This is a genomic window from Lysobacter sp. KIS68-7 (assembly GCF_021284745.1).
In the GTDB taxonomy this organism is placed as follows: domain Bacteria; phylum Pseudomonadota; class Gammaproteobacteria; order Xanthomonadales; family Xanthomonadaceae; genus Noviluteimonas.
In genome coordinates this window covers 3,138,309-3,156,938 of sequence record NZ_CP089925.1, presented here as the reverse complement: position 1 = coordinate 3,156,938, position 18,630 = coordinate 3,138,309, and the positions used below count along the sequence as shown (strand labels likewise).

Here is an 18,630-nt window from a genome sequence, read left to right as displayed (position 1 = left end):
CGGCGTCCGCGTGCTTCCAACGGGCGCAAGATGCGATTGCCGGGCCCGGAGCCGGGCCGGCCTACTGAAGAGAGGACGTCATGAACACCATTCGGAACGTGGCCACGGTGTTGTCCGCGGCGCTGCTGGTCTCGCTGGCCGCATGCGCGTCGTCGATGCCGCGGGAGGAGCGCCTGGCGCTCTACCAGGCGCACGCCGGCGAGCCCTTGCGGAAGATCCCGTACTTCAGCCCGCAAGGGTGGGAGGAAGTGGACGAGAACCACATCCTGCTCACGATGCGCCCGAGCGAGGTGTACCTGATGACGCTCAACGGCCCGTGCCTGGACTACGACAACGGCAAGGCGACGATGCTGATCACCAACACCGCGGGCTACGTGCAGCAGAAGTTCGACCGCGTGAGCTTCGGCACCGGCATGAACTGCCGCATCGAGGAAATCCGCCAGGTCGACATGAAAGCCGCACGCGAGGCCAACAAGGCGTCGAGCGACGCGATCAGGACCTGAGGGTCAGGCTTCCGGCGCGACGTAGCCTTCGGGTTTCGCCGCGCCGCCGCCGAACAGGAACTTCTCCATCTCGACCTCGAGCATTGCGCGATGCCTGGGGTCGAGCGGCGACAGCCGGTTCTCGTTGATCAGCATGGTCTGGTGCGCCAGCCAGCGCTGCCAGGCCGGCTTGCCCACGTGTTCGAACACGCGCTTGCCCAGCGGGCCGGGCCAGGGGACGAAGTCGAGGCCGTCGGTCTCGATCTGGTCGACGATGCAGAACACGGTGCGGGGCATTTCAGGCATCCAATAGTTTGCGGATCGGCGAGGGCAGGCCGAGCGAGGCAAGGGCGTCGCGACCGATCCAGCGAAGTTCCTCGGCATTATCGCCCGCCGCGGGCAGCGGCAGCGTCGCGCGCCAGCGCAAGGGCTGGATCTGCAGCCGGTAGTGGGTGAAGCCGTGCGCGATGGGCGCGAGCGGTTCGGCGGCATCGAAGTCGGCGTCCACCTGCGTTGCGAACCACGCGCGCGCCGCATCGAAATCCGCGTGCTCGGGCAGCGACCACAAGGCGCCCCAGATGCCGGTCGGCGGTCGGCGTTGCATCAGCACGTTGCCGGCGGCGTCTTCGATCCACAACATCAGCGCGCGGCGTTCGGGCAAGGGCTTGCCGGGTTTGGGCGTCGGCAGTTCGTCCACGCGGCCGTCGCGCAGCGCAACGCAAGCCTGTTGCAACGGACACAACACGCACGCGGGATCGGCGCGCGTGCACAGCGTCGCGCCGAAATCCATCTGCGCCTGCGTGTAGTCGGCCATGCGCGCGTCGGGCAATTGTGCTTCCGCGATCGACCACATCTTCTTTTCGATCGCCGGCAAGCCGGGCCAGCCTTCGATGCCGTGCACGCGCGCAAGCACGCGTTTGACGTTGCCGTCGAGGATCGGGAAGCGATCGCCCCAGGCCTGCGACAGGATCGCACCGGCGGTGCTGCGGCCGATGCCGGGCAGCGCCATCAAAGCATCGAGGTCGCGCGGCAGATCGCCGTCGTGGCGTTCGACACAGGCTTGCGCCGCCGCATGCAGGTTGCGCGCCCGCGCGTAGTAGCCCAGGCCCGACCACAAGGCGATCACTTCATCGAGCGGCGCGGCCGCGAGGGCGCGCACGTCGGGAAGCGTCGCGACGAAGCGTTCGAAATAGGGAATGACGACGCGCACCTGCGTCTGCTGCAGCATCACTTCCGACAGCCACACGCGATACGGCGTGCGCGGGTGCTGCCACGGCAAATCGTGGCGGCCGGAGACGTCGAACCATGCTAGCAGCGAGTTGGCGTAGGTACTCATGGCGCTGCGAGCGACGGATCTTCGAGATGCACGTCGACGCCTTCCAGCGTGGCGCCTTCGATCTCCAGGCGCGGCGTCGTGATGCGGCCTGCCAGCGGAGGCAACGGCGATGCATTCGTCGCATCGATCCATGCGAGCACGTCGGGCAGGCGGAAGCGGCCGTCGAACTTCGTTTCGTCGCGCGCGACCTGCAGGCGGGCGATATCCGAGAAATCCACCGGGCCGGCGTAATCGAGGACGAAGGGCAGGGGAGACGTCGATTGCCCGATCGGCGGCGGCAACGCGGGCCACGGTGCCGGCCACTGTTTCAGCGTGCCTGCGAGGTGCAGCATCGCGGCCTGCGTGTAGGCGACGGCTGCGCGCGCGTCGAAGTCCGGCACCACGCCGCGCCCGCGCAACGCAACGCCCGCAGGCGAGAGCGACACCGCGCCATGTTCGACGCGCAGCGGCCCGTTCACGGCGAAGGCGAAGGGCAGATCGGTGTCGCCTGCGATGTAACGCGATGCGAGCGACATCCGCAGCGGCGTGATGTGTGCACCGCCGTCGCCGACGTGCAAGGGGCCGGACAGTCGCACCTGCGACGCCAAACGCCATGCAGGCTGCCGTACCGTGATCGTGCCGTTCGCCGCGAGCGCGGCATCGTTGGCGGGCTTCGACAGCGCGATATTCAATGCGAACGGCACCTGCGTCGGCGCATCGACATAGCGTCCGGCCACGCGCGCATCCACCGCCTGTCCGGGCAGCACGCGCGGCACGTCGAGCGCCAGCGCGTCGATCGACCAGCCATCGCCCAGCACCTGTCCATCGCGCACCTGCAGGCCCTTGGACAGGGTCGGCATCTTCTGCTCGCTCGGAGGACGCGAGGCCAGCCAATGCTGCAGCGCGCGCAGGTCGAGCACCGGCGCGTCGAGTTCGACATGCTTGAACGCGAGTTCCGCGCCGCCCGACTGCACGGTCGACCACGGCACCCAGGCCTCGATGCGCTTGGCGCGCAGCACCGCATCCTTCGCACCGGGCTCGCGCGCAACGACATCACGCAAGACCAGTCGCGGGCCATCGTCCAGTTCGTAACGCGAAGCGCCCGTCGCCGTGATCTCCAGGCCGAGCGCCTTGCCGATTTCATGCAGCACGAGCGCGGACACGCGCTCCGGGCGCGTGCCCCAGTACGCCACCAGCGCCAGCAACAGCGCCAGCGCCACCAGGGCGTAGACGAGGCGGCGCGCGCGGCCGGCGATCATCCGGCGCCGAGCGCTTCCGGCAGCAGGGCGTCGACGAAGGCCTCCGCATCGAACACGCGCAGGTCCTCCGGACGTTCGCCGATGCCCGCGAATCGAATCGGAATGCCGAACTCGCGCGCGAGCGCGAACACCACGCCGCCCTTCGCGGTGCCGTCGAGTTTGGTCACCACCAGGCCCGTGACGTTTACCGCCGCGTTGAACTGGCGAAGTTGCGAGAGTGCGTTCTGCCCGGTCGTGCCATCGATGACCATCAGCACTTCGTGCGGCGCAGTGGGATCGAGCTTGCCGAGCACGCGGCGGATCTTGCCGAGTTCGGCCATCAGGCCCTGCTGTGTGTGCAGGCGGCCCGCGGTGTCGGCGATCAGCACTTCGGTGCCGCGCGCCTTCGCGGCCTGCAGGGCATCGAAGGCGACCGAGGCTGCATCCGCGTTCTGTCCCTGCGCGACGACGGGCACGCCGTTGCGATCGCCCCAGGCCTGCAATTGCGCCACGGCGGCGGCGCGGAACGTATCGCCCGCGGCGAGCATCAGGCTGCGGTTCTCATCGCGGAAGCGGCGCGCGAGCTTGCCGATGGTGGTGGTCTTGCCCACGCCGTTGACGCCGACGGTGAGCAGGACGAAGGGTTTGGCGTTCGTGTCGATGACCAGCGGCTGCGCGACCGGCGCGAGCATCGCGATCAGTTCGTTGCGCAATGCACGCAGGAGTTCCTCGGCGTTCGCGAACTCGCGGCGCTTCATGCGCTGGCGCAGGCCTTCGAGCAACTGCGTGGTCGCGGCCACGCCGACGTCGGCGGTGAGCAGCGCGGTTTCGATCTCGTCGATCAGGTCGTCGTCGAGTTTCGGGTGGCGCGAGAACAGGCCGCCGAAGCTTTTCGCGAACGCGCTGCCGCGCAGGCGTTCGCGCCAGCCGGGTTTGCCGGGGGACGCGGGCGGCGGTGCGCTGGCGGGGACGAAGACGGGTTCGGGGGCGGCGTCCGGCGTCGGGCTCGCGCCCGGCATCGCGCCCATGATCGCGTTCCAGTCGGGCTCGACCGGTTCGACCGGCGCAACCGGTTCGACGGCGGGCACGCCCGCTTCGGGCGCTGCGCGTTCGACGTCGGGCGGAGCGGTGTCCGACCCGGTCTTCTGGTCGGATTTGTTGCGTCGGAACCAGCGCATGCGGCCGCGGCGTGTCGATCGTGGAGAATGGCCGGCATGGTACCACCCGCCCCCAAACGCCCCGGCAACGGCGGCAACACCGGCAACGTGCGCATCGTCGGCGGCCGCTGGCGTGGGACGAAGCTGCACGTGATCGATCGCCCCGGCCTGCGGCCGACCTCCGATCGCGTGCGCGAAACCTTGTTCAACTGGCTGATGCCGATGCTGCCCGGTGCGCGCGTGCTCGATCTGTTCGCCGGCACCGGTGCGCTCGGGCTCGAAGCGCTTTCGCGCGGCGCCGCGCAGGCGGTGCTGGTGGAACACGACCGCGACGCGGCCGCGACCCTACGCGAGACCATCGCGCGGCTGGAAGGCGGGGAGGCCGCGGAGATCGTGCAGGCCGACGCGCTCGCATGGCTGCATGCGCAGCCCGAGGCGTCCTTCGACCTGGCCTTCGTCGACCCGCCTTTCGACGCGAACCTGTGGGGCGGGGTGCTGCCCCCGTTGTTGCCGCGCCTGCGCGCCGACGCCTGGCTGTACGTCGAGGCGCCCGCCACCGACGACATGCCGCCGCCCCCCGGCTGGCGCCTGCATCGCGAAGGCCGGACCCGCGATGTGCGCTATGCCCTGTATCGGCGCGGCTGAGTCCGTTTCAACGCTGTTACACTCTCGCCGACTCCGCCAAACCCCTTTCGAACGAATGAGCGCGGCCTCCCGCATCGCGGTCTACCCCGGCACGTTCGATCCCATCACGAACGGCCACGTCGACCTCGTCGACCGTGCCGCGCCCCTGTTCGAAAAGATGATCGTCGGCGTCGCGCAGAGCCCGGGCAAGGGGCCCGCGTTGTCGCTGGAGCTGCGCGTGGAACTCGCGAAGCAGGCGCTGGCGCACCATCCCCAGGTCGAGGTCCGCGGCTTCAACGGCCTTCTCGCGCATTTCGTGCGCGAGCTCGGCGCCGGCGTGCTGCTGCGCGGCCTGCGCGCCGTGTCCGACTTCGAATACGAGTTCCAGTTGGCGAGCATGAACCGGCACCTGATCCCGGGTGTCGAAACGCTCTTCCTCACGCCCGCCGAGCAATACGGTTTCATTTCGTCGTCGCTCGTCCGCGAGATCTCCCGCCTCGGCGGCGATGTCTCGGGATTCGTGCCGCCGGCCGTCGCCGCGGCGCTGCAGGCAGAATGGCAGCGCACCTCCGCTTGATCCACATGCAATCTACTGTCCGCACTTCCAGGGGAAACACGATGCGCAAGTTCCTTTCGACCACACGAGTTGTCCTGATCGCCTTCCTTGCAGTGTTCGCCCTGGCGGCGTGCAAGAAGGCCGAAGCCCCGGCCAAGGCGGAAGCCGCGCCGGTCGCCGTGCCCACCAGCGGTGATGCGAACGCCTGGCAGGCCTACGCCACCGACGTCGTGAAGCGCAACATGGACGGCGTCACCAACAGCCCGTTCGTGTACTTCCTGCCGCAGGAAAGCGACGCGGATTTCCAGGCGCAGTACGACGCCCAGCTCGACAAGGTCAAGACCGACATCACCCGCGGCATCCTCGAGGGCAACATGCTCGCCTTCGTGTCGCCGGCCTCGGCCAAGATGGCCGAACTCGTGGAAACCGCGTTCAAGGACGTCGAGCCGAACGGGATGAAGGGCGTCAAGGTCCTCTTCATCGGCAAGGCCGCCGACAGCGCGCGCGTCGAGGCGGCGGTCAAGCCGGCCGGCGTGACCTACGTGTTCGTCGAAGCGAAGTAATCCACCCGACGCGCGGTCGCCCTCCGGCGGCCGCGCTTCCGGCGAAAGCAAGACCATGTCCCTGAAGATCAACGAGCTCTGCGTCAACTGCGACGTCTGCGAGCCGGTCTGCCCCAACAAGGCGATCTCCCAGGGCGAAACGATCTACGTGATCGATCCGGCGCTGTGCACCGAATGCGTGGGCCATTACGACGAGCCGCAGTGCGTCGTCGTCTGCCCGGTCGAATGCATCGATCCGGATCCCGAACATCCCGAATCCGAGGAGCAGCTGCTCGCCAAGCTGCTGCGCCTCCAGCAAGGACCCCCGGCATGACGCGACACCCGCGGCGCATCCTCGTCCTGATCCTGTGGTGCGTGACGTGGTGGGTGGCCGGGGCGCAAGCCGCGGACGCCAACGCCGCCAAGCGTGCCGCGCATCCGCCGGGCGCCGTCATTGCCAGCGCGCATGCGCTCGCGACGGAAGCAGGCCTGCAGGCGATCCGCGAAGGCGGCAACGCGTTCGACGCGGCCGTCGCCGTCTCCGCAACGCTCGCGGTGGTCGAGCCCATTTCCTCCGGCATCGGCGGCGGTGGTTTCTTCCTGCTGCACGACGGCAAGACCGGTCGCGAAGTGATGGTCGATGCGCGCGAGACCGCGCCGGAAGCGGCCACGGCCGACGCCTACCTGGACAAGGCCGGCGGCCTGGACCACGACCGCTCCGAAAACGGCCCGTGGTCCGCCGGCATTCCCGGCCTGCCTGCGGCACTCGTGCACCTGTCGACGAAGTACGGCCGACTGCCCCTGCGCACCACGCTCGCGCCCGCGATCCGCATCGCGCGCGAGGGCTTCCCGGTGTACGAACGCCTGGCGAAGGGCTACGCCTCGCGCCGCGACGTGATGGAACGTTACGCCGGCACGCGCGCGGTGTACCTGGCCGATGGCGATCCGCCGAAGGTCGGTGAAATCTTCAGGCAACCCGAACTTGCGCACACGCTGGAGCTGCTCGCCGACAAGGGCTTCGACGGTTTTTATCGCGGCGACGTCGCGCAGAAGCTGGTCGCGGGCGTGAACGCCGAAGGCGGCAAGTGGACGGCGGAAGAAGTCGCGTCCTACCACGTCAAGGAACGCGAGCCGTTGCGTTTCACCTATGGCGGCTGGAAAGTCGTCACCGCGCCGCCGCCGTCTTCCGGCGGCATCGCGCTCGCGCAGATGTTGCAGATCCTCTCGGGCTGGAACCTGCGCACGATGGACGAGGCGCACCGCGTGCACCTGGTCGTCGAATCGATGCGCCGTGCGTTCCGCGACCGCACCATCTACCTGGGCGATCCCGATTTCGTGAACGTGCCCGTCGCGCGCCTGATGGATCCGAACTACGCCGCCGGCCTGCGCGCGTCGATCCATCCGGACAAGGCCACGCCGAGCAACCTGTTCTCGGGCAAGCCCGCGCCGCTGGAAGACGACGAGACCACGCACTTCGCGATCATCGACGGCGAAGGCAACCGCGTCAGCACCACGCAGACGGTGAACCTGCTTTATGGCTCGGGCATGGTCGTGCCGGGCACGGGCGTGCTGCTCAACGACGAGATGGACGACTTCGCGCTGCGCCCGGGCATTCCGAATGCGTTCGGCGTGATGGGCTTCGAAGCGAATGCGCCGAAGCCCGGCAAGCGCATGCTGAGCTCGATGACGCCGACGTTCCTGGAAAACGACGACAAGGTGATCGCGATCGGCGCGCCCGGCGGCAGCCGCATCATCACCGAGGTGCTGCTCGGCATCCTGGGTTACGACGACGGCCTCACCCCGCAACAGGTCGCCGCCTTGCCGCGCTTCCACCACCAGTGGATGCCGGACACGATCTCTGCCGAAGCCGGTGCGCTGTCGCCCGAGGTGGTGAAGCAGCTCGAAGCGATGGGGCATACGGTCAACGCGGGCGAACCGATCTGGGGCAACCTGCAGACCGTGCAGTGGGATCGCCGCACGGACACGCTCTCGGGCGGCAGCGATCCGCGCCGCGAAGGCAAGTCGGACGTGCTGCTTTCGAAGGACGCGCGCAAGTGAACGACCAACCGCCGAAGAAGCCGGTGATGCACCAGTTGCCGGCGATCCTCACCGGCGCGGCGGCGCTCATCGCTTCGCTGACCGCGGTGTACGTGAACGTGCGCGGCGATCGCAACGCAGCGCCCGCAGCGCAGGCCACGCAGGCGCAGGTCGCGGCGAAACCCGAAGCGAAGCCCGCGAAGGAAGCACCGCGCGCCATCGATCGCTGGCACGTCGGCGTCGATCGCATCGCGGTGGAGCACGACGGCTCGCCGGGCACCACCGACTGGCGCTTCACGGTGGAAGCCGACGACGACGCGCTGTTCGCCTTCCAGCAGGACGACCTGGACGACACCGGCGGCCGCAACGTCGCGGTGCCGAAGGACGCAGGCGGGACGCTGCGCCTGGAAGGCCGCGATGGCGTGCGCATCACCATCAAGGGCTGGCGCGGGCGCCTGCTCGGCCTGGGCGGCGCACCGGACGCGGCGGGCGAGGGACGCATGGGGAAGAACGGCGCGATCGGCCCGATCCGCGTCGCGGCGCCCGAACCGAGCGGCGGATCCTTCGTGTTCCACCTGTCCGCCGACCCCGCCGAATAACATTTCGATTGCGACCTGCCCCCGTGCGCGGCGTTAGAATCCGCGCATGAAGCTCTGGTCGATCCTCGGGAATTCGCAGAAGCTCGATGGCGGCGCGATGTTCGGCAACGCGCCGCGCGCGCTGTGGTCGCGCTGGTCGCCGCCGGACGAAGGCAATCGCATCGCGCTGGCCTGCCGCGCGTTGCTGGCCAGTCCGCTCAACGGCAAGACCGTGTTGTTCGAAACCGGCATCGGCGCGTTCTTCGATCCGAAGATGCGCGAGCGTTACGGCGTCGTCGAAGATCGCCACGTGCTGCTGGAATCGTTGCAGGCCGCGGGCTTCCATCATGAAGACGTGGATGTTGTCGTCCTCTCGCACCTGCACTTCGACCACGCCGGCGGCTTGCTTGCGCCGTGGTCCGAAGGGCGCGCGCCGACGCTGCTGTTCCCCAACGCCACCTATGTCGTCAGCGGCGCCTGCTGGGAACGCGCGAATGCGCCGCACGCGCGCGACCGCGCGAGTTTCATCCCCGAGTTGCAGGGCCTGCTGGAAAACAGCGGCCGACTGGAGATCGTCGACGGCGATCGCTGCCAGGCGCTCGGCGACAGCGTGCGCTTCCATTACAGCGACGGACACACGCCGGGCCTGCTGCTCTCCGAGATCGTGGGCCCCGATCGCGTGCAGGGCGAAGCGCACGGCGGCGTCGTGTTCTGCGCCGACCTGATCCCCGGCCGCCCGTGGGTGCACGTGCCGATCACGATGGGCTACGACCGCAATGCGGAATTGCTGATCGACGAGAAGCGCACGTTCCTGGAGGACAAGCTCGCGCGCAACGTGCATCTGTTCTTCACCCACGACCCCGAATGCGCGCTCGCGCAGGTGACGCGCGACGACGGTGGCCGCTTCGGCACCACCCACGAAACCCCGGCACTGCACGCGAGGGCGCTGGCCGCATGAGCATCGCCTGGCGCGGGATCGTCGCGGTGCTCCTGTTGCTCGCGGCGGCGGCCCTGCGCGCGCAGGAAGGCGAGCCGGTGTCCGATGAAGTGGTGCGCGATCGCGAGTTCGGCGTCAGCGCGCGGCACTTCGGCCTGGAGCGTCGCGTGGCGATGTACCAGTGGCGCGCACGCGACGGCGGTTACGAACGCGTGTGGAGCGAAACGCCGATCGACTCCGGCGGTTACGCACCCGGCCACGACAATCCTGCATTCCCTTTGCGCGGACGCCGCTGGCTCGCCACGCAGGTCACGCTCGACGACAAGCCGCTGGACCGCAGCGTCATCGAACAGTTCGGCCAATGGCGCGCGTTCCGCCCGAATTTCTCCGCGCTGCCGGGCAATCTCTCGGCGACGTTCCAGCCCGAAGGCGATGGCCTGGGCAGCGCCGAGAATCCGCTGGATCCGCAGATCGGCGACCTGCGCATCGGTTGGCGCGAACTCACGCTGCCGCCCTTGCAGGGACGCGTGGTGCTCGAACGCGGCACGTGGTTCCCGATCGCGGGCGATCCGCTGATGCCGCTCGCGTCGACGCAGGCGCCCGTGGCCACGGGGCCCGCGACATGGTCGATGCCGCGGCTCACGCTGTTGTTCGCCGGCCTGCATGCCTTGTTGCTGCTGGCCTTGTCCGCGCAGGTCTCGCGCATCCGCTATCGCGTGAAGTCGGGCCTCGGCGATGGCACGAACAACGAACTCGCGCGCTGGATCCGCGTGCAGGGCAACTTCGTCGAATACGTGCCGATGGCGCTGTTGCTGCTGGCTTTGCTCGAAGTCTCCGGTGCGCCCCCGGCGTGGATCCTTGCAGGCGGTTCGGCTTTGCTCGTCGGGCGATTGCTGCACGCGTGGGGCTTGTCGCGCCACGCGGGCACGTCGATCGGGCGCTTCACCGGCACCGCGCTGACGTGGGGCGTGCTGTTCGCCGCGGCGGTGGCGGCGGTGTGGCGCGCGATGGCCTGATCGCGGGCAACAAAAAAGGCCGGGGCATGCCCGGCCTTTTCGTTTCGCAGGCAGTCGGCGTTACGCCGCCGCTTGCTGCTGCTGGCGCGGACCTTCCACCAGCGCGCGCTTGACCATCGACACGAGCAAATCGATCTCGTCGCTTTCCACCGCGAAGTGCGGCGTGAAGCGCAGCGAGTTCGCGCCGCCATGGATCACGCCCATGCCGTGTTCGCGCAGCCATTCTTCGGTGGAACCCACGCCGTAGCCCTTGAACTGCGGCGCCAGCTCGCACGAGAACAGCAGGCCCGTGCCCTGGACCTTGGTGATCAGCCCGCCGAGTTCGGCCTTCAGCGCTTCGAACTTGGCGATCGCTTCCTTGCCGCGCTCGCGGATGTTGGTTCGCAGCGCCGGCGTGAACTGCTCGAGCACCGCCACCGCCACGTCGAGCGCGCGCGGGTTGGTGGTCATCGTGTTGCCGTAGGTGCCGGCGCGGTACAGCGCTTCGGCGCGTTCGGTGACGGCCACGACCGACAGCGGGTACTGCGCGGCGTTGAGCGCCTTCGAATAGGTTTCCATGTCCGGCGCTTCCAGGCCTTCGAAGCCCGGGTAGTCGACGATCGACAGCACGCCGTTGGCGCGCAGGCCGGCCTGGATGGAGTCGACCAGGAACAGCGAACCGTGCGACTTCGTCAGCTCGCGCGCGGCGGCGTAGAACGCAGGCGGCACGCTGCGGCCCGGGTCGCCTTCGCCCATCACCGGTTCCAGGAACATCGCTTCGATGAACCAACCGTTGGTGTCGGCATCGCTGAAGATCTTCTTCAGCGCGTCGATGTCGTAGGGCTCCACCGTGAGCACGCTGTCTTCGCCGCGGTAGCTGGCCAGGTGCTGCACGTAATTCTTGCGCGAGGAATCCGAGTACAGCGCCGGGCGCTCGGTGCGGCCGTGGAAGCTGCCCTTCACGACGACGCGCTTGATCGCGCGGCCGGCGTGCTTCGCACCCGGGTCGGTCATCAGCTTGCTGTTGACGTCGGCGATGCGCGCGGCGAGCGAGACGCTTTCCGAACCGGAGTTCAGGCACAGGAACTTGGTGTACGGGCAGGACCCGCGCGTGTGGCCGATTTCCTTGCGCATCGCGCGGTCGAAGCGCAGCTGCGAGAGGTTGGGCGTCATGATGTTGGCCATCGCCTGCGGGCGCGCCATCGCTTCGATGACCTTTTCCGGCGTGTGGCCGAGGCCGAGCATGCCGTAGCCGCCCGAATCGTGGAGCACCGCGCCCTTGAGCGTGACGACCCACGGGCCGCGCGCGGCGAGGGCGACGTACGGGTTCACCGCGTCCATCGAATAGAAGTTGACGAAGCCCGACTGCACCGCGCGGATCTGCGCGTCTTCGTCGAGGTCCAGCAGGTCGGCGAACTCGCCGCGGATGCGCGCGTATTCCTCGGCGGCGGCGGCGATGGCCTGGGCCAGTTCCGGATGGTTGGGCGCGAAGCGCAGCAGCGTGGCCTCGTCCAGGCCTTGCGTGCGGCGCTTGCCGGCGTGGGCGCGGAGAGGGGCGAGAGGGGCGAGCAGGGTGTTCGACATGGCGGGGGGCCTCAACGAAAAACTGCGCGGGGGGCCGCGCAGCCAGTGAATTCGTGGGATTTCAAACGCTTGCGCGAGTCTACCACCGCGTTTTCGGCGATATAACCCCCGGCGGCCGCTACACTGTGCGGCCTCCCGCAAACCCTTGCGCCACAGGGCCCCCGGCCCCGGCGCGGCCCCGCCTTTGAAGCGCTCCGACTTCCATTACGACCTGCCGCCCGACCTGATTGCGCAGGCCCCGCTGCCAGAACGCTCGGCCAGCCGCCTGCTCGTGGTCCCGCCCGCGCCCGCGCCGTTGCTGGATCGCGGCGTCCGCGACCTGCCAGGCCTGCTGCGGGCCGGCGACCTGCTGGTGTTCAACGACACCCGCGTGATCCCCGCGCGCCTGTACGGCCAGAAGGCGAGCGGCGGCCGCGTCGAGATCCTGATCGAGCGGCTGTTGCCGGGCGACGAGGCGCGGGCCCAGATCGGCGCGAGCAAGTCGCCCAAGCCCGATTCGCGCATCGCCCTGGATGCGGGCGGCGAGGCCCAGGTGCTGGGTCGCGAAGGCGAGTTCTATCGCCTGCGTTTCCACGTCGATGGGCCGTTCGAGGACTGGCTGCAGCATGCCGGCCGCCTGCCGCTGCCGCCCTACATCCAGCGCGAAGCGGATGCGGCGGACGATGCGCGCTACCAGACGGTGTTCGCGAAGGAAACCGGCGCGGTCGCCGCGCCTACCGCCGGCCTGCATTTCGACGAAACACTGCTCGATGCGTTGCGCACGCAGGGCGTCGAATTCGGGCACGTCACGCTGCATGTCGGCGCGGGCACGTTCCAGCCGGTGCGCGTGGACGAGTTGTCCGAGCACCGCATGCACACCGAATGGCTGAACGTCGGTGCGGCGCTGGTCGAACAGGTGCGCGCCACGCGTGCGCGCGGCGGCCGCGTCATCGCCGTGGGTACCACCGTCGTGCGCGCGCTCGAATCCGCGCTGCGCGACGGCGAGCTGTATCCCTACGCCGGCGAAACCTCCATCTTCATCCTGCCGGGCTACCGCATCCGCTCCGTCGATGCGCTGCTCACCAATTTCCATTTGCCGGAGAGCACCTTGCTGATGCTCGTGTCCGCGTTCGCCGGGAAGGCGCGCATCTTCGAGGCCTACGCGCACGCGATCGCCGCGCGCTACCGCTTCTTCTCCTATGGCGATGCGATGCTGCTGTGGCCGGAGGCGTCGCGATGAGCCGCATGACCTTCGAACGCCTGGGCAGCGATGGCCTGGCACGCCGCGGCCGCCTGCGTTTTCCGCGCGGCACGGTGGAAACGCCTGCATTCATGCCGGTCGGCACCTACGGTTCGGTCAAGGGCGTGTTCCCCGAACAGATCCGTGCGCTCGGCGCGGAAATCATCCTCGGCAACACCTTCCATCTCTACCTGCGCCCCGGGCTCGAAGTGATCGAAGCGCACGGCGGCCTGCACGGCTTCGCGCGCTGGGACGGCCCGATCCTCACCGACTCCGGTGGCTTCCAGGTCTTCTCGCTGGCCCATCGCCGCAAGATCACCGAGCAGGGCGTCACCTTCGCCGCGCCCACCGACGGGTCCACCGTGTTCCTCGGCCCCGAGGAAAGCATGCGCATCCAGCGCGTGCTCGATTCGGACGTCGTGATGATCTTCGACGAGTGCACGCCGTACCCGGCGACCGAAGCGGTCGCGCGCGCGTCGATGCAGCTGAGCCTGCGCTGGGCGGAGCGCTCGAAGCGGGCGCACGAAGGCAACGACGCCGCCCTGTTCGGCATCGTGCAGGGCGGGGTGCACCACGCCCTGCGCAGCGAATCGGCCGCGGGCCTGCGCGAGATCGGCTTCGACGGCTATGCCATCGGGGGCCTGGCGGTCGGCGAACCCGAACACGAGCGCAACGCCATGCTCGAGCACACCTGCCCGCAGCTGCCGGAGGATCGCCCGCGCTACCTGATGGGCGTCGGGCGGCCGGAAGACCTGGTGGAGGCCGTGGCCCGCGGCGTGGACATGTTCGATTGCGTGATGCCCACGCGGAACGCGCGCAATGGCCACTACTTCACGAGCACCGGCACGGTGCGCATCCGCAACGCGAAGTACGAGAAAGATGTGAGGCCGATCGAGGAAGGCTGCGGCTGCCCCACGTGCACCGGCGGCTATACGCGTGCGTACCTGCGCCACCTGGACCGCTGCAACGAGATGCTCGCGCCGATGCTCGGGACCCTGCACAACCTCTGGTACTACGAAAAGCTGATGGCCGACATGCGCGCGGCCATCGAGCGGGGAACCTTCCAGGCGTTCCGGGAGTCATTCCACGCCGCACGTGCCCCGGCAGCCGTGGCCTGAACCGGGCGCACCGTCCCGGCCGGCCCGCCGCCGCGTGGCATAATCCCCCGCCTTTATCGACTCATCGGACACCCGCATGGACCTGCTCGACCTGCTGATCGCCCCCGCTTACGCCCAGGCAGCCGCACCCGCCGGCGGCAGCAGCATGCTCTCCACGCTCCTGCTGCCCATCGTCTTCATCGGCGTCATGTACTTCCTCATGATCCGCCCGCAGATGAAGCGCCAGAAGGACCATCGCGCGATGCTCGAGAAGCTGGCGCGCGGCGACGAGGTGATCACCAGCGGCGGCCTCGCCGGCACGGTCGCCGAGATCGGCGACAACTTCGTCTCGGTGGAAATCGCCAACGGCGTGCAGGTGCGCGTGCAGCGCGGCGCCATCGCCAACGTGCTCCCGAAGGGCACGCTCAAGTCCGCCTGATTTTTTCTTTCTTTCCTTTTGTAGTGGTGGCGGCCGCGCAGACGGCCGCCGCGGGGTCCCACGATGCTTGAATACGCGCGCTGGAAATACGTCGTCATCCTGTTGGTGCTGGTGCTGAGCACGCTGTACGCGCTGCCCAACATCTATCCGCAGGATCCTTCGGTGCAGGTCACCGCCAACCACGGCTCGACCGTCGACAAGGCGCTCCAGGCGCGCGTCGAGAACACGCTGAAGAAGGCGGCGATCACGCCCAAGCAGATCGAGATCTCCAAGGACGGCAACCTCCTCGTCCGCCTGTTCGATCCGAACGTGCAGATCAAGGCCGCCGACGCGATCCGCGACGAGCTCGGCAGCGATTTCGTCGTGGCGCTCAACCTCGCGTCCACCGTGCCGCCCTGGCTCGAGCGCATCGGCGCCAGGCCCATGCTGCTCGGCCTCGACCTGCAGGGCGGCGTGCACTTCCTGATGCAGGTGGACCAGCAGGCTGCGCTCGGCAAGCGCTTCGAAGCGACCGCCGAAGACGTGCGCACCACCTTGCGCGAGGGCGGCGTGGCGTACACGTCGGTCGAACGTCGCCAGGACGGTTCGGTCCTCACCACGCTCGCGCCCAGCGCCGATCCGGACAAGGCGCGCGCGCTGATCACCAAGGACCTGCCGAACCTGCAGATGGAAGACGGTGCAACGGCGAGCCAGTTCGTCGTGCGCATCCCGCAGGCCGAACTCGACAAGGTGTCGACCGAAGCCATCGAGCAGAACGTCAGCACGCTGCGCAACCGCATCAACGAGCTCGGCGTGGCCGAGCCGATCATCCAGCGCCAGGGCAGCGACCGCGTCGTCGTGCAGCTGCCGGGCGTGCAGGACACCGCGCAGGCCAAGCGCATCCTCGGCGCCACCGCGACGCTTGAATTCCGCGGCGTCTACGAAGGCGGCGACGTCATGGACGCGGTGAAGACGGGCAACGTCCCGCCGGATGCGCGCCTGTTCCAGGCCCGCGGCCGCGGCAACAACCCGCCGTACCCGGTGCTGCTGAAGAAGCGCGTCATCGTCTCCGGCGACCAGCTCGTCGGTGCGCAGTCCACGCGTTCGCAGGACGACGGTTCCCCGGCGGTGAGCATCACGCTCAACAGCGCCGGCGGCCAGCGCATGTTCGACTACTCCAGCGAGAACGTCGGCAAGGGCCTGGCGGTCGTCTACATCGAGCGCATCCCCGAGGTGAAGCTCGTCGACGGCAAGGAAGTGCGCAGCACCCGCGTGAAGGAAGAGGTGATCTCCATCGCCAACATCCGCGAGACGCTGGGCAAGAACTTCATCACCTCCGGCCTCGACAGCCCGAAGGACGCCGCCGACCTCGCGCTGCTGCTGCGCGCCGGCGCGCTCGCCGCGCCGATGGAATTCGTCGACGAACGCACCGTCGGCCCGAGCCTCGGCAAGGAGAACGTGGAGCGCGGCATGACCGCGGTGCTGTACTCCTTCGGCTTCGCGCTTACGTTCTTCCTCGTCTACTACCGCATGTTCGGCGTCATCACCTGCGTGGCGCTGCTGCTGAACCTGCTGATGGTGATCGCGGTGATGTCGGTCCTGGGCGCGACGCTCACCTTGCCGGGCCTTGCGGGCATCGCCTTGACGGTGGGTATGTCGGTCGACGCCAACGTGCTCATCAACGAACGCATCCGCGAAGAGTTGCGACTCGGCCTGCCACCGTTGACGGCCATCAAGGAAGGCTACGAGCGCGCGGCCGGCACCATCGCCGACGCCAACCTCACGGCCATCCTCGCGGGCGTGGCGCTGTTCGCCTTCGGCACCGGCCCGGTGAAGGGCTTCGCCGTCTCGCTGATCGTGGGCATCGCGACCTCGATGTACACCGCCGTGTCGGTCTCGCGCGGCATCGCCACGCTGATCTACGGCCACCGCCGCAAGCTCAAGTCGATCGCCGTCTGATCCGGGAAATACCTCCATGAAGCCGTTCAACGTTTTCCCGTACGACAGCAACATCCACTTCATGCGCATCCGCTGGGTGTCGCTGTCGATCGCCGCGCTCATCATGTTCATCGCCATCGGCGCGATGGCCGTGAAGGGCTTCAACTTCGCGCTCGACTTCACCGGCGGCGTCGGCATCGAGCTGCGCTTCCCGAAGGCGCCGGACGTCGATGACGTGCGCAACCGCCTGGAGAAGGCCGGCTATTCGAACGCGCAGGTGCAGACCTTCGGCACCGGCACGGACCTGCTGATCCGCCTCCAGGACAAGCCGCACGAAGAACGCGTGGGCGCGCCCGCCGGCGAGACCGGCAGCATCGCGCAGGACGTCCGCAAGATCGCCTCCACGCCCGACAACCAGGCCGAGGTGCGCAGCAGTGCGCAGATCAGCCCACAGGTCGGCAAGGAGCTCGCGCAGAATGGCGTGTATGCGCTGTTGTTCGTGGTCATCGGCTTCCTGGCCTACATCTCCTTCCGCTTCGAATGGAAATTCGCGGTGGCGGCGATCATCACCACGCTGCACGACGTCGTCGTCGTCGCCGGCTGGTTCGCGCTGACCGGGCATGAGTTCGACCTGACGGTGCTGGCCGGCGTGCTGTCGGTGATGGGCTACTCGATCAACGACACCATCGTGGTGTTCGACCGCGTGCGCGAGAACTTCCGCGGCGTGCGCGCCGAACCGGCCGAGATCCTCAACCGCTCGGTCAACCAGACGCTCTCGCGGACGGTCATCACCTCCTTCGTCGCCTTCCTCACCGTGGTCGCGCTGTACGTCTACGGCGGTGGTTCGCTGCAGGGCATGGCCGAATCGCAGATGCTCGGCATCATCATCGGCACGCTGTCCTCGATCTTCGTCGCCTGTCCGCTGCTGATGTGGCTCGGCGTGTCGAAGCAGGACCTGCTGCCGAAGGCGAAGGACGAAGCCGCGCTGGCGCGTCGCCCGTAAGGGTCGGCGCCAGCCAAGAAAAAAGCCGCGCAATGCGCGGCTTTTTTCGTTGCGGACGACCCGACGATCAGAAGACCGCGGCGTACCCCGAATTCACGATCGCCTTCTGCAGCACCTCGCTCACCTTGAGGTTGCCGGCGACGAGCTGGCGCCCGATGACGCCACGGTGGTCCATCGGACCCGTGCTGGCGCCGCGGAAGTCGGTGACGCGGCCGCCGGCCTCGCGCACGAGCAACACGCCCGCGGCGATGTCCCAGGGCTTCACGCCGGCTTCGAAGTAGGCATCGGCGCGACCGGCGGCCACGTAGGCCAGGTCGAGCGCGGCCGAACCGGTGCGGCGGATGTCCTCGGCGTCGCGCAGCAGTTCGCGAATGCAATCCAGGTGCGCGCCGACGCGTTCGCGTTCGCGCGGCGGGAAGCCGGTGACGAGCATCGCGCCCGCCAGGTCCTTGCGCTCGGTCACGCGGATGCGCTTGTCGTTGAGCACGGCGCCGGCGCCCTTGCTGGCGGTGAACAGCTCGTTGCGCAGTGGATCGAAGATCACGCCGTGCTGCGGTTCGCCGTTCTCCACCAGCGCGATCGACACGCACCAGTGCGGAAAACCGTGCAGGTAATTGCTGGTGCCATCGAGCGGATCGATGACGAAGGTCTGGCGGCCACGGCCGCTGGCGCCCGTCTCCTCGCCGAGGATCGCGCAGTCGGGCATCGCACGCTTGAGTTCCTTGACGATCTCGGCTTCGGCCAGGCCGTCGACTTCGCTCGCGTAGTCCAGGCGCTCCTTCTCCACGACATTCAGCGCGTCGAGGCGGTGCATGTGCCGCAGCAGCACGTTGCCGGCGGCGCGTGCGGCCTTGACCATGATCGTGACGGCGGGCTTCTGCATGAGGGGGGTCTGCGGCGAGGGGCGCGG

At 68.4% G+C, this 18,630-nt stretch carries 20 protein-coding genes; 14 read left to right on the top strand and 6 right to left on the bottom strand.

Going from position 1 to position 18,630, the window contains the following annotated elements; genetic code table 11:
• The first annotated feature begins 80 nt into the window (after nucleotides 1-80).
• Entirely contained in the window at nucleotides 81-503 is a 423-nt protein-coding gene (locus tag LVB87_RS15150) for a DUF6491 family protein (RefSeq protein ID WP_232898791.1), read from the top strand.
• A gap of 3 nt (nucleotides 504-506) precedes the next feature.
• Here the strand turns inward: LVB87_RS15150 and LVB87_RS15145 are convergent, their stop codons facing one another.
• From LVB87_RS15145 to ftsY, 4 genes are read right to left on the bottom strand one after another with little or no spacing between them, the layout of a single operon-like run.
• Nucleotides 507-779 (bottom strand): oxidative damage protection protein, encoded by a 273-nt coding sequence (locus LVB87_RS15145; RefSeq protein ID WP_232898790.1) that lies wholly within the window; start codon nucleotides 777-779, stop codon nucleotides 507-509.
• Between the two features lies 1 nt (nucleotide 780).
• Nucleotides 781-1,818 carry an A/G-specific adenine glycosylase gene (gene mutY, locus LVB87_RS15140; RefSeq protein ID WP_232898789.1) on the bottom strand — a complete coding sequence of 346 codons (1,038 nt, stop codon included), beginning with the start codon at nucleotides 1,816-1,818 and terminating at the stop codon, nucleotides 781-783.
• Nucleotides 1,815-3,056 carry a hypothetical protein gene (locus LVB87_RS15135; protein WP_232898788.1) on the bottom strand — a complete coding sequence of 414 codons (1,242 nt, stop codon included), beginning with the start codon at nucleotides 3,054-3,056 and terminating at the stop codon, nucleotides 1,815-1,817. The genes mutY and LVB87_RS15135 overlap by 4 nt, the downstream gene beginning before the upstream one ends.
• On the bottom strand, nucleotides 3,053-4,213 hold the full coding sequence (gene ftsY, locus LVB87_RS15130; protein WP_232898787.1) for a signal recognition particle-docking protein FtsY: 1,161 nt from the start codon (nucleotides 4,211-4,213) through the stop codon (nucleotides 3,053-3,055). The genes LVB87_RS15135 and ftsY overlap by 4 nt, the downstream gene beginning before the upstream one ends.
• A 27-nt stretch (nucleotides 4,214-4,240) precedes the next feature.
• On the opposite strand from ftsY, the gene rsmD reads away from it, so the two are divergent.
• The 8 genes from rsmD to LVB87_RS15090 are packed head-to-tail and all read left to right on the top strand — an operon-like array spanning nucleotide 4,241 to nucleotide 10,482.
• On the top strand, nucleotides 4,241-4,837 hold the full coding sequence (gene rsmD / locus LVB87_RS15125) for a 16S rRNA (guanine(966)-N(2))-methyltransferase RsmD (protein ID WP_232898786.1): 597 nt from the start codon (nucleotides 4,241-4,243) through the stop codon (nucleotides 4,835-4,837).
• A gap of 55 nt (nucleotides 4,838-4,892) precedes the next feature.
• Nucleotides 4,893-5,393 carry a pantetheine-phosphate adenylyltransferase gene (gene coaD / locus LVB87_RS15120; protein ID WP_232898785.1) on the top strand — a complete coding sequence of 167 codons (501 nt, stop codon included), beginning with the start codon at nucleotides 4,893-4,895 and terminating at the stop codon, nucleotides 5,391-5,393.
• 41 nt (nucleotides 5,394-5,434) lie between these two features.
• Complete coding sequence (locus tag LVB87_RS15115) at nucleotides 5,435-5,935, top strand: hypothetical protein (protein ID WP_232898784.1); 501 nt, start codon at nucleotides 5,435-5,437, stop codon at nucleotides 5,933-5,935.
• Between the two features lie 55 nt (nucleotides 5,936-5,990).
• The gene (locus LVB87_RS15110) at nucleotides 5,991-6,248 is read left to right on the top strand and encodes a YfhL family 4Fe-4S dicluster ferredoxin (protein ID WP_232898783.1); all 258 of its coding nucleotides are present in this window, start codon (nucleotides 5,991-5,993) and stop codon (nucleotides 6,246-6,248) included.
• Complete coding sequence (ggt, locus tag LVB87_RS15105; RefSeq protein ID WP_232898782.1) at nucleotides 6,245-7,972, top strand: gamma-glutamyltransferase; 1,728 nt, start codon at nucleotides 6,245-6,247, stop codon at nucleotides 7,970-7,972. The genes LVB87_RS15110 and ggt overlap by 4 nt, the downstream gene beginning before the upstream one ends.
• Nucleotides 7,969-8,550 (top strand): hypothetical protein, encoded by a 582-nt coding sequence (locus LVB87_RS15100; protein ID WP_232898781.1) that lies wholly within the window; start codon nucleotides 7,969-7,971, stop codon nucleotides 8,548-8,550. The genes ggt and LVB87_RS15100 overlap by 4 nt, the downstream gene beginning before the upstream one ends.
• A gap of 46 nt (nucleotides 8,551-8,596) precedes the next feature.
• Nucleotides 8,597-9,487: an MBL fold metallo-hydrolase gene (locus tag LVB87_RS15095; RefSeq protein ID WP_232898780.1), complete on the top strand. Its 891-nt coding sequence runs from the start codon at nucleotides 8,597-8,599 to the stop codon at nucleotides 9,485-9,487.
• Nucleotides 9,484-10,482, top strand: coding sequence for a TMEM43 family protein (locus LVB87_RS15090; RefSeq protein WP_232898779.1), 999 nt, complete (start codon nucleotides 9,484-9,486; stop codon nucleotides 10,480-10,482). The genes LVB87_RS15095 and LVB87_RS15090 overlap by 4 nt, the downstream gene beginning before the upstream one ends.
• Nucleotides 10,483-10,542: 60 nt before the next feature.
• Here LVB87_RS15090 and LVB87_RS15085 read toward each other — a convergent pair whose 3' ends face one another.
• Entirely contained in the window at nucleotides 10,543-12,045 is a 1,503-nt protein-coding gene (locus LVB87_RS15085) for an aminotransferase class III-fold pyridoxal phosphate-dependent enzyme (protein WP_232898778.1), read from the bottom strand.
• Nucleotides 12,046-12,229: 184 nt separating this feature from the next.
• Here LVB87_RS15085 and queA point away from each other — a divergent pair, with 184 nt between their 5' ends.
• The 5 genes from queA (at nucleotide 12,230) to secF (ending at nucleotide 17,720) form a co-directional block, all read left to right on the top strand.
• The gene (queA, locus tag LVB87_RS15080; RefSeq protein ID WP_232898777.1) at nucleotides 12,230-13,264 is read left to right on the top strand and encodes a tRNA preQ1(34) S-adenosylmethionine ribosyltransferase-isomerase QueA; all 1,035 of its coding nucleotides are present in this window, start codon (nucleotides 12,230-12,232) and stop codon (nucleotides 13,262-13,264) included.
• Nucleotides 13,261-14,382, top strand: coding sequence for a tRNA guanosine(34) transglycosylase Tgt (tgt, locus tag LVB87_RS15075; protein ID WP_232898776.1), 1,122 nt, complete (start codon nucleotides 13,261-13,263; stop codon nucleotides 14,380-14,382). The genes queA and tgt overlap by 4 nt, the downstream gene beginning before the upstream one ends.
• Nucleotides 14,383-14,458: 76 nt before the next feature.
• Nucleotides 14,459-14,800: a preprotein translocase subunit YajC gene (yajC, locus tag LVB87_RS15070; protein WP_232898775.1), complete on the top strand. Its 342-nt coding sequence runs from the start codon at nucleotides 14,459-14,461 to the stop codon at nucleotides 14,798-14,800.
• 63 nt (nucleotides 14,801-14,863) lie between these two features.
• Nucleotides 14,864-16,738 (top strand): protein translocase subunit SecD, encoded by a 1,875-nt coding sequence (gene secD / locus LVB87_RS15065; RefSeq protein WP_232898774.1) that lies wholly within the window; start codon nucleotides 14,864-14,866, stop codon nucleotides 16,736-16,738.
• Between the two features lie 16 nt (nucleotides 16,739-16,754).
• Nucleotides 16,755-17,720, top strand: coding sequence for a protein translocase subunit SecF (secF, locus tag LVB87_RS15060; protein WP_232898773.1), 966 nt, complete (start codon nucleotides 16,755-16,757; stop codon nucleotides 17,718-17,720).
• A gap of 67 nt (nucleotides 17,721-17,787) precedes the next feature.
• On the opposite strand, the gene LVB87_RS15055 is transcribed toward secF, so the two are convergent.
• A complete protein-coding gene (locus LVB87_RS15055; RefSeq protein ID WP_232898772.1) occupies nucleotides 17,788-18,603 on the bottom strand; it encodes an inositol monophosphatase family protein in 816 nt (271 codons plus the stop codon).
• Between the last annotated feature and the right edge of the window lie 27 nt (nucleotides 18,604-18,630).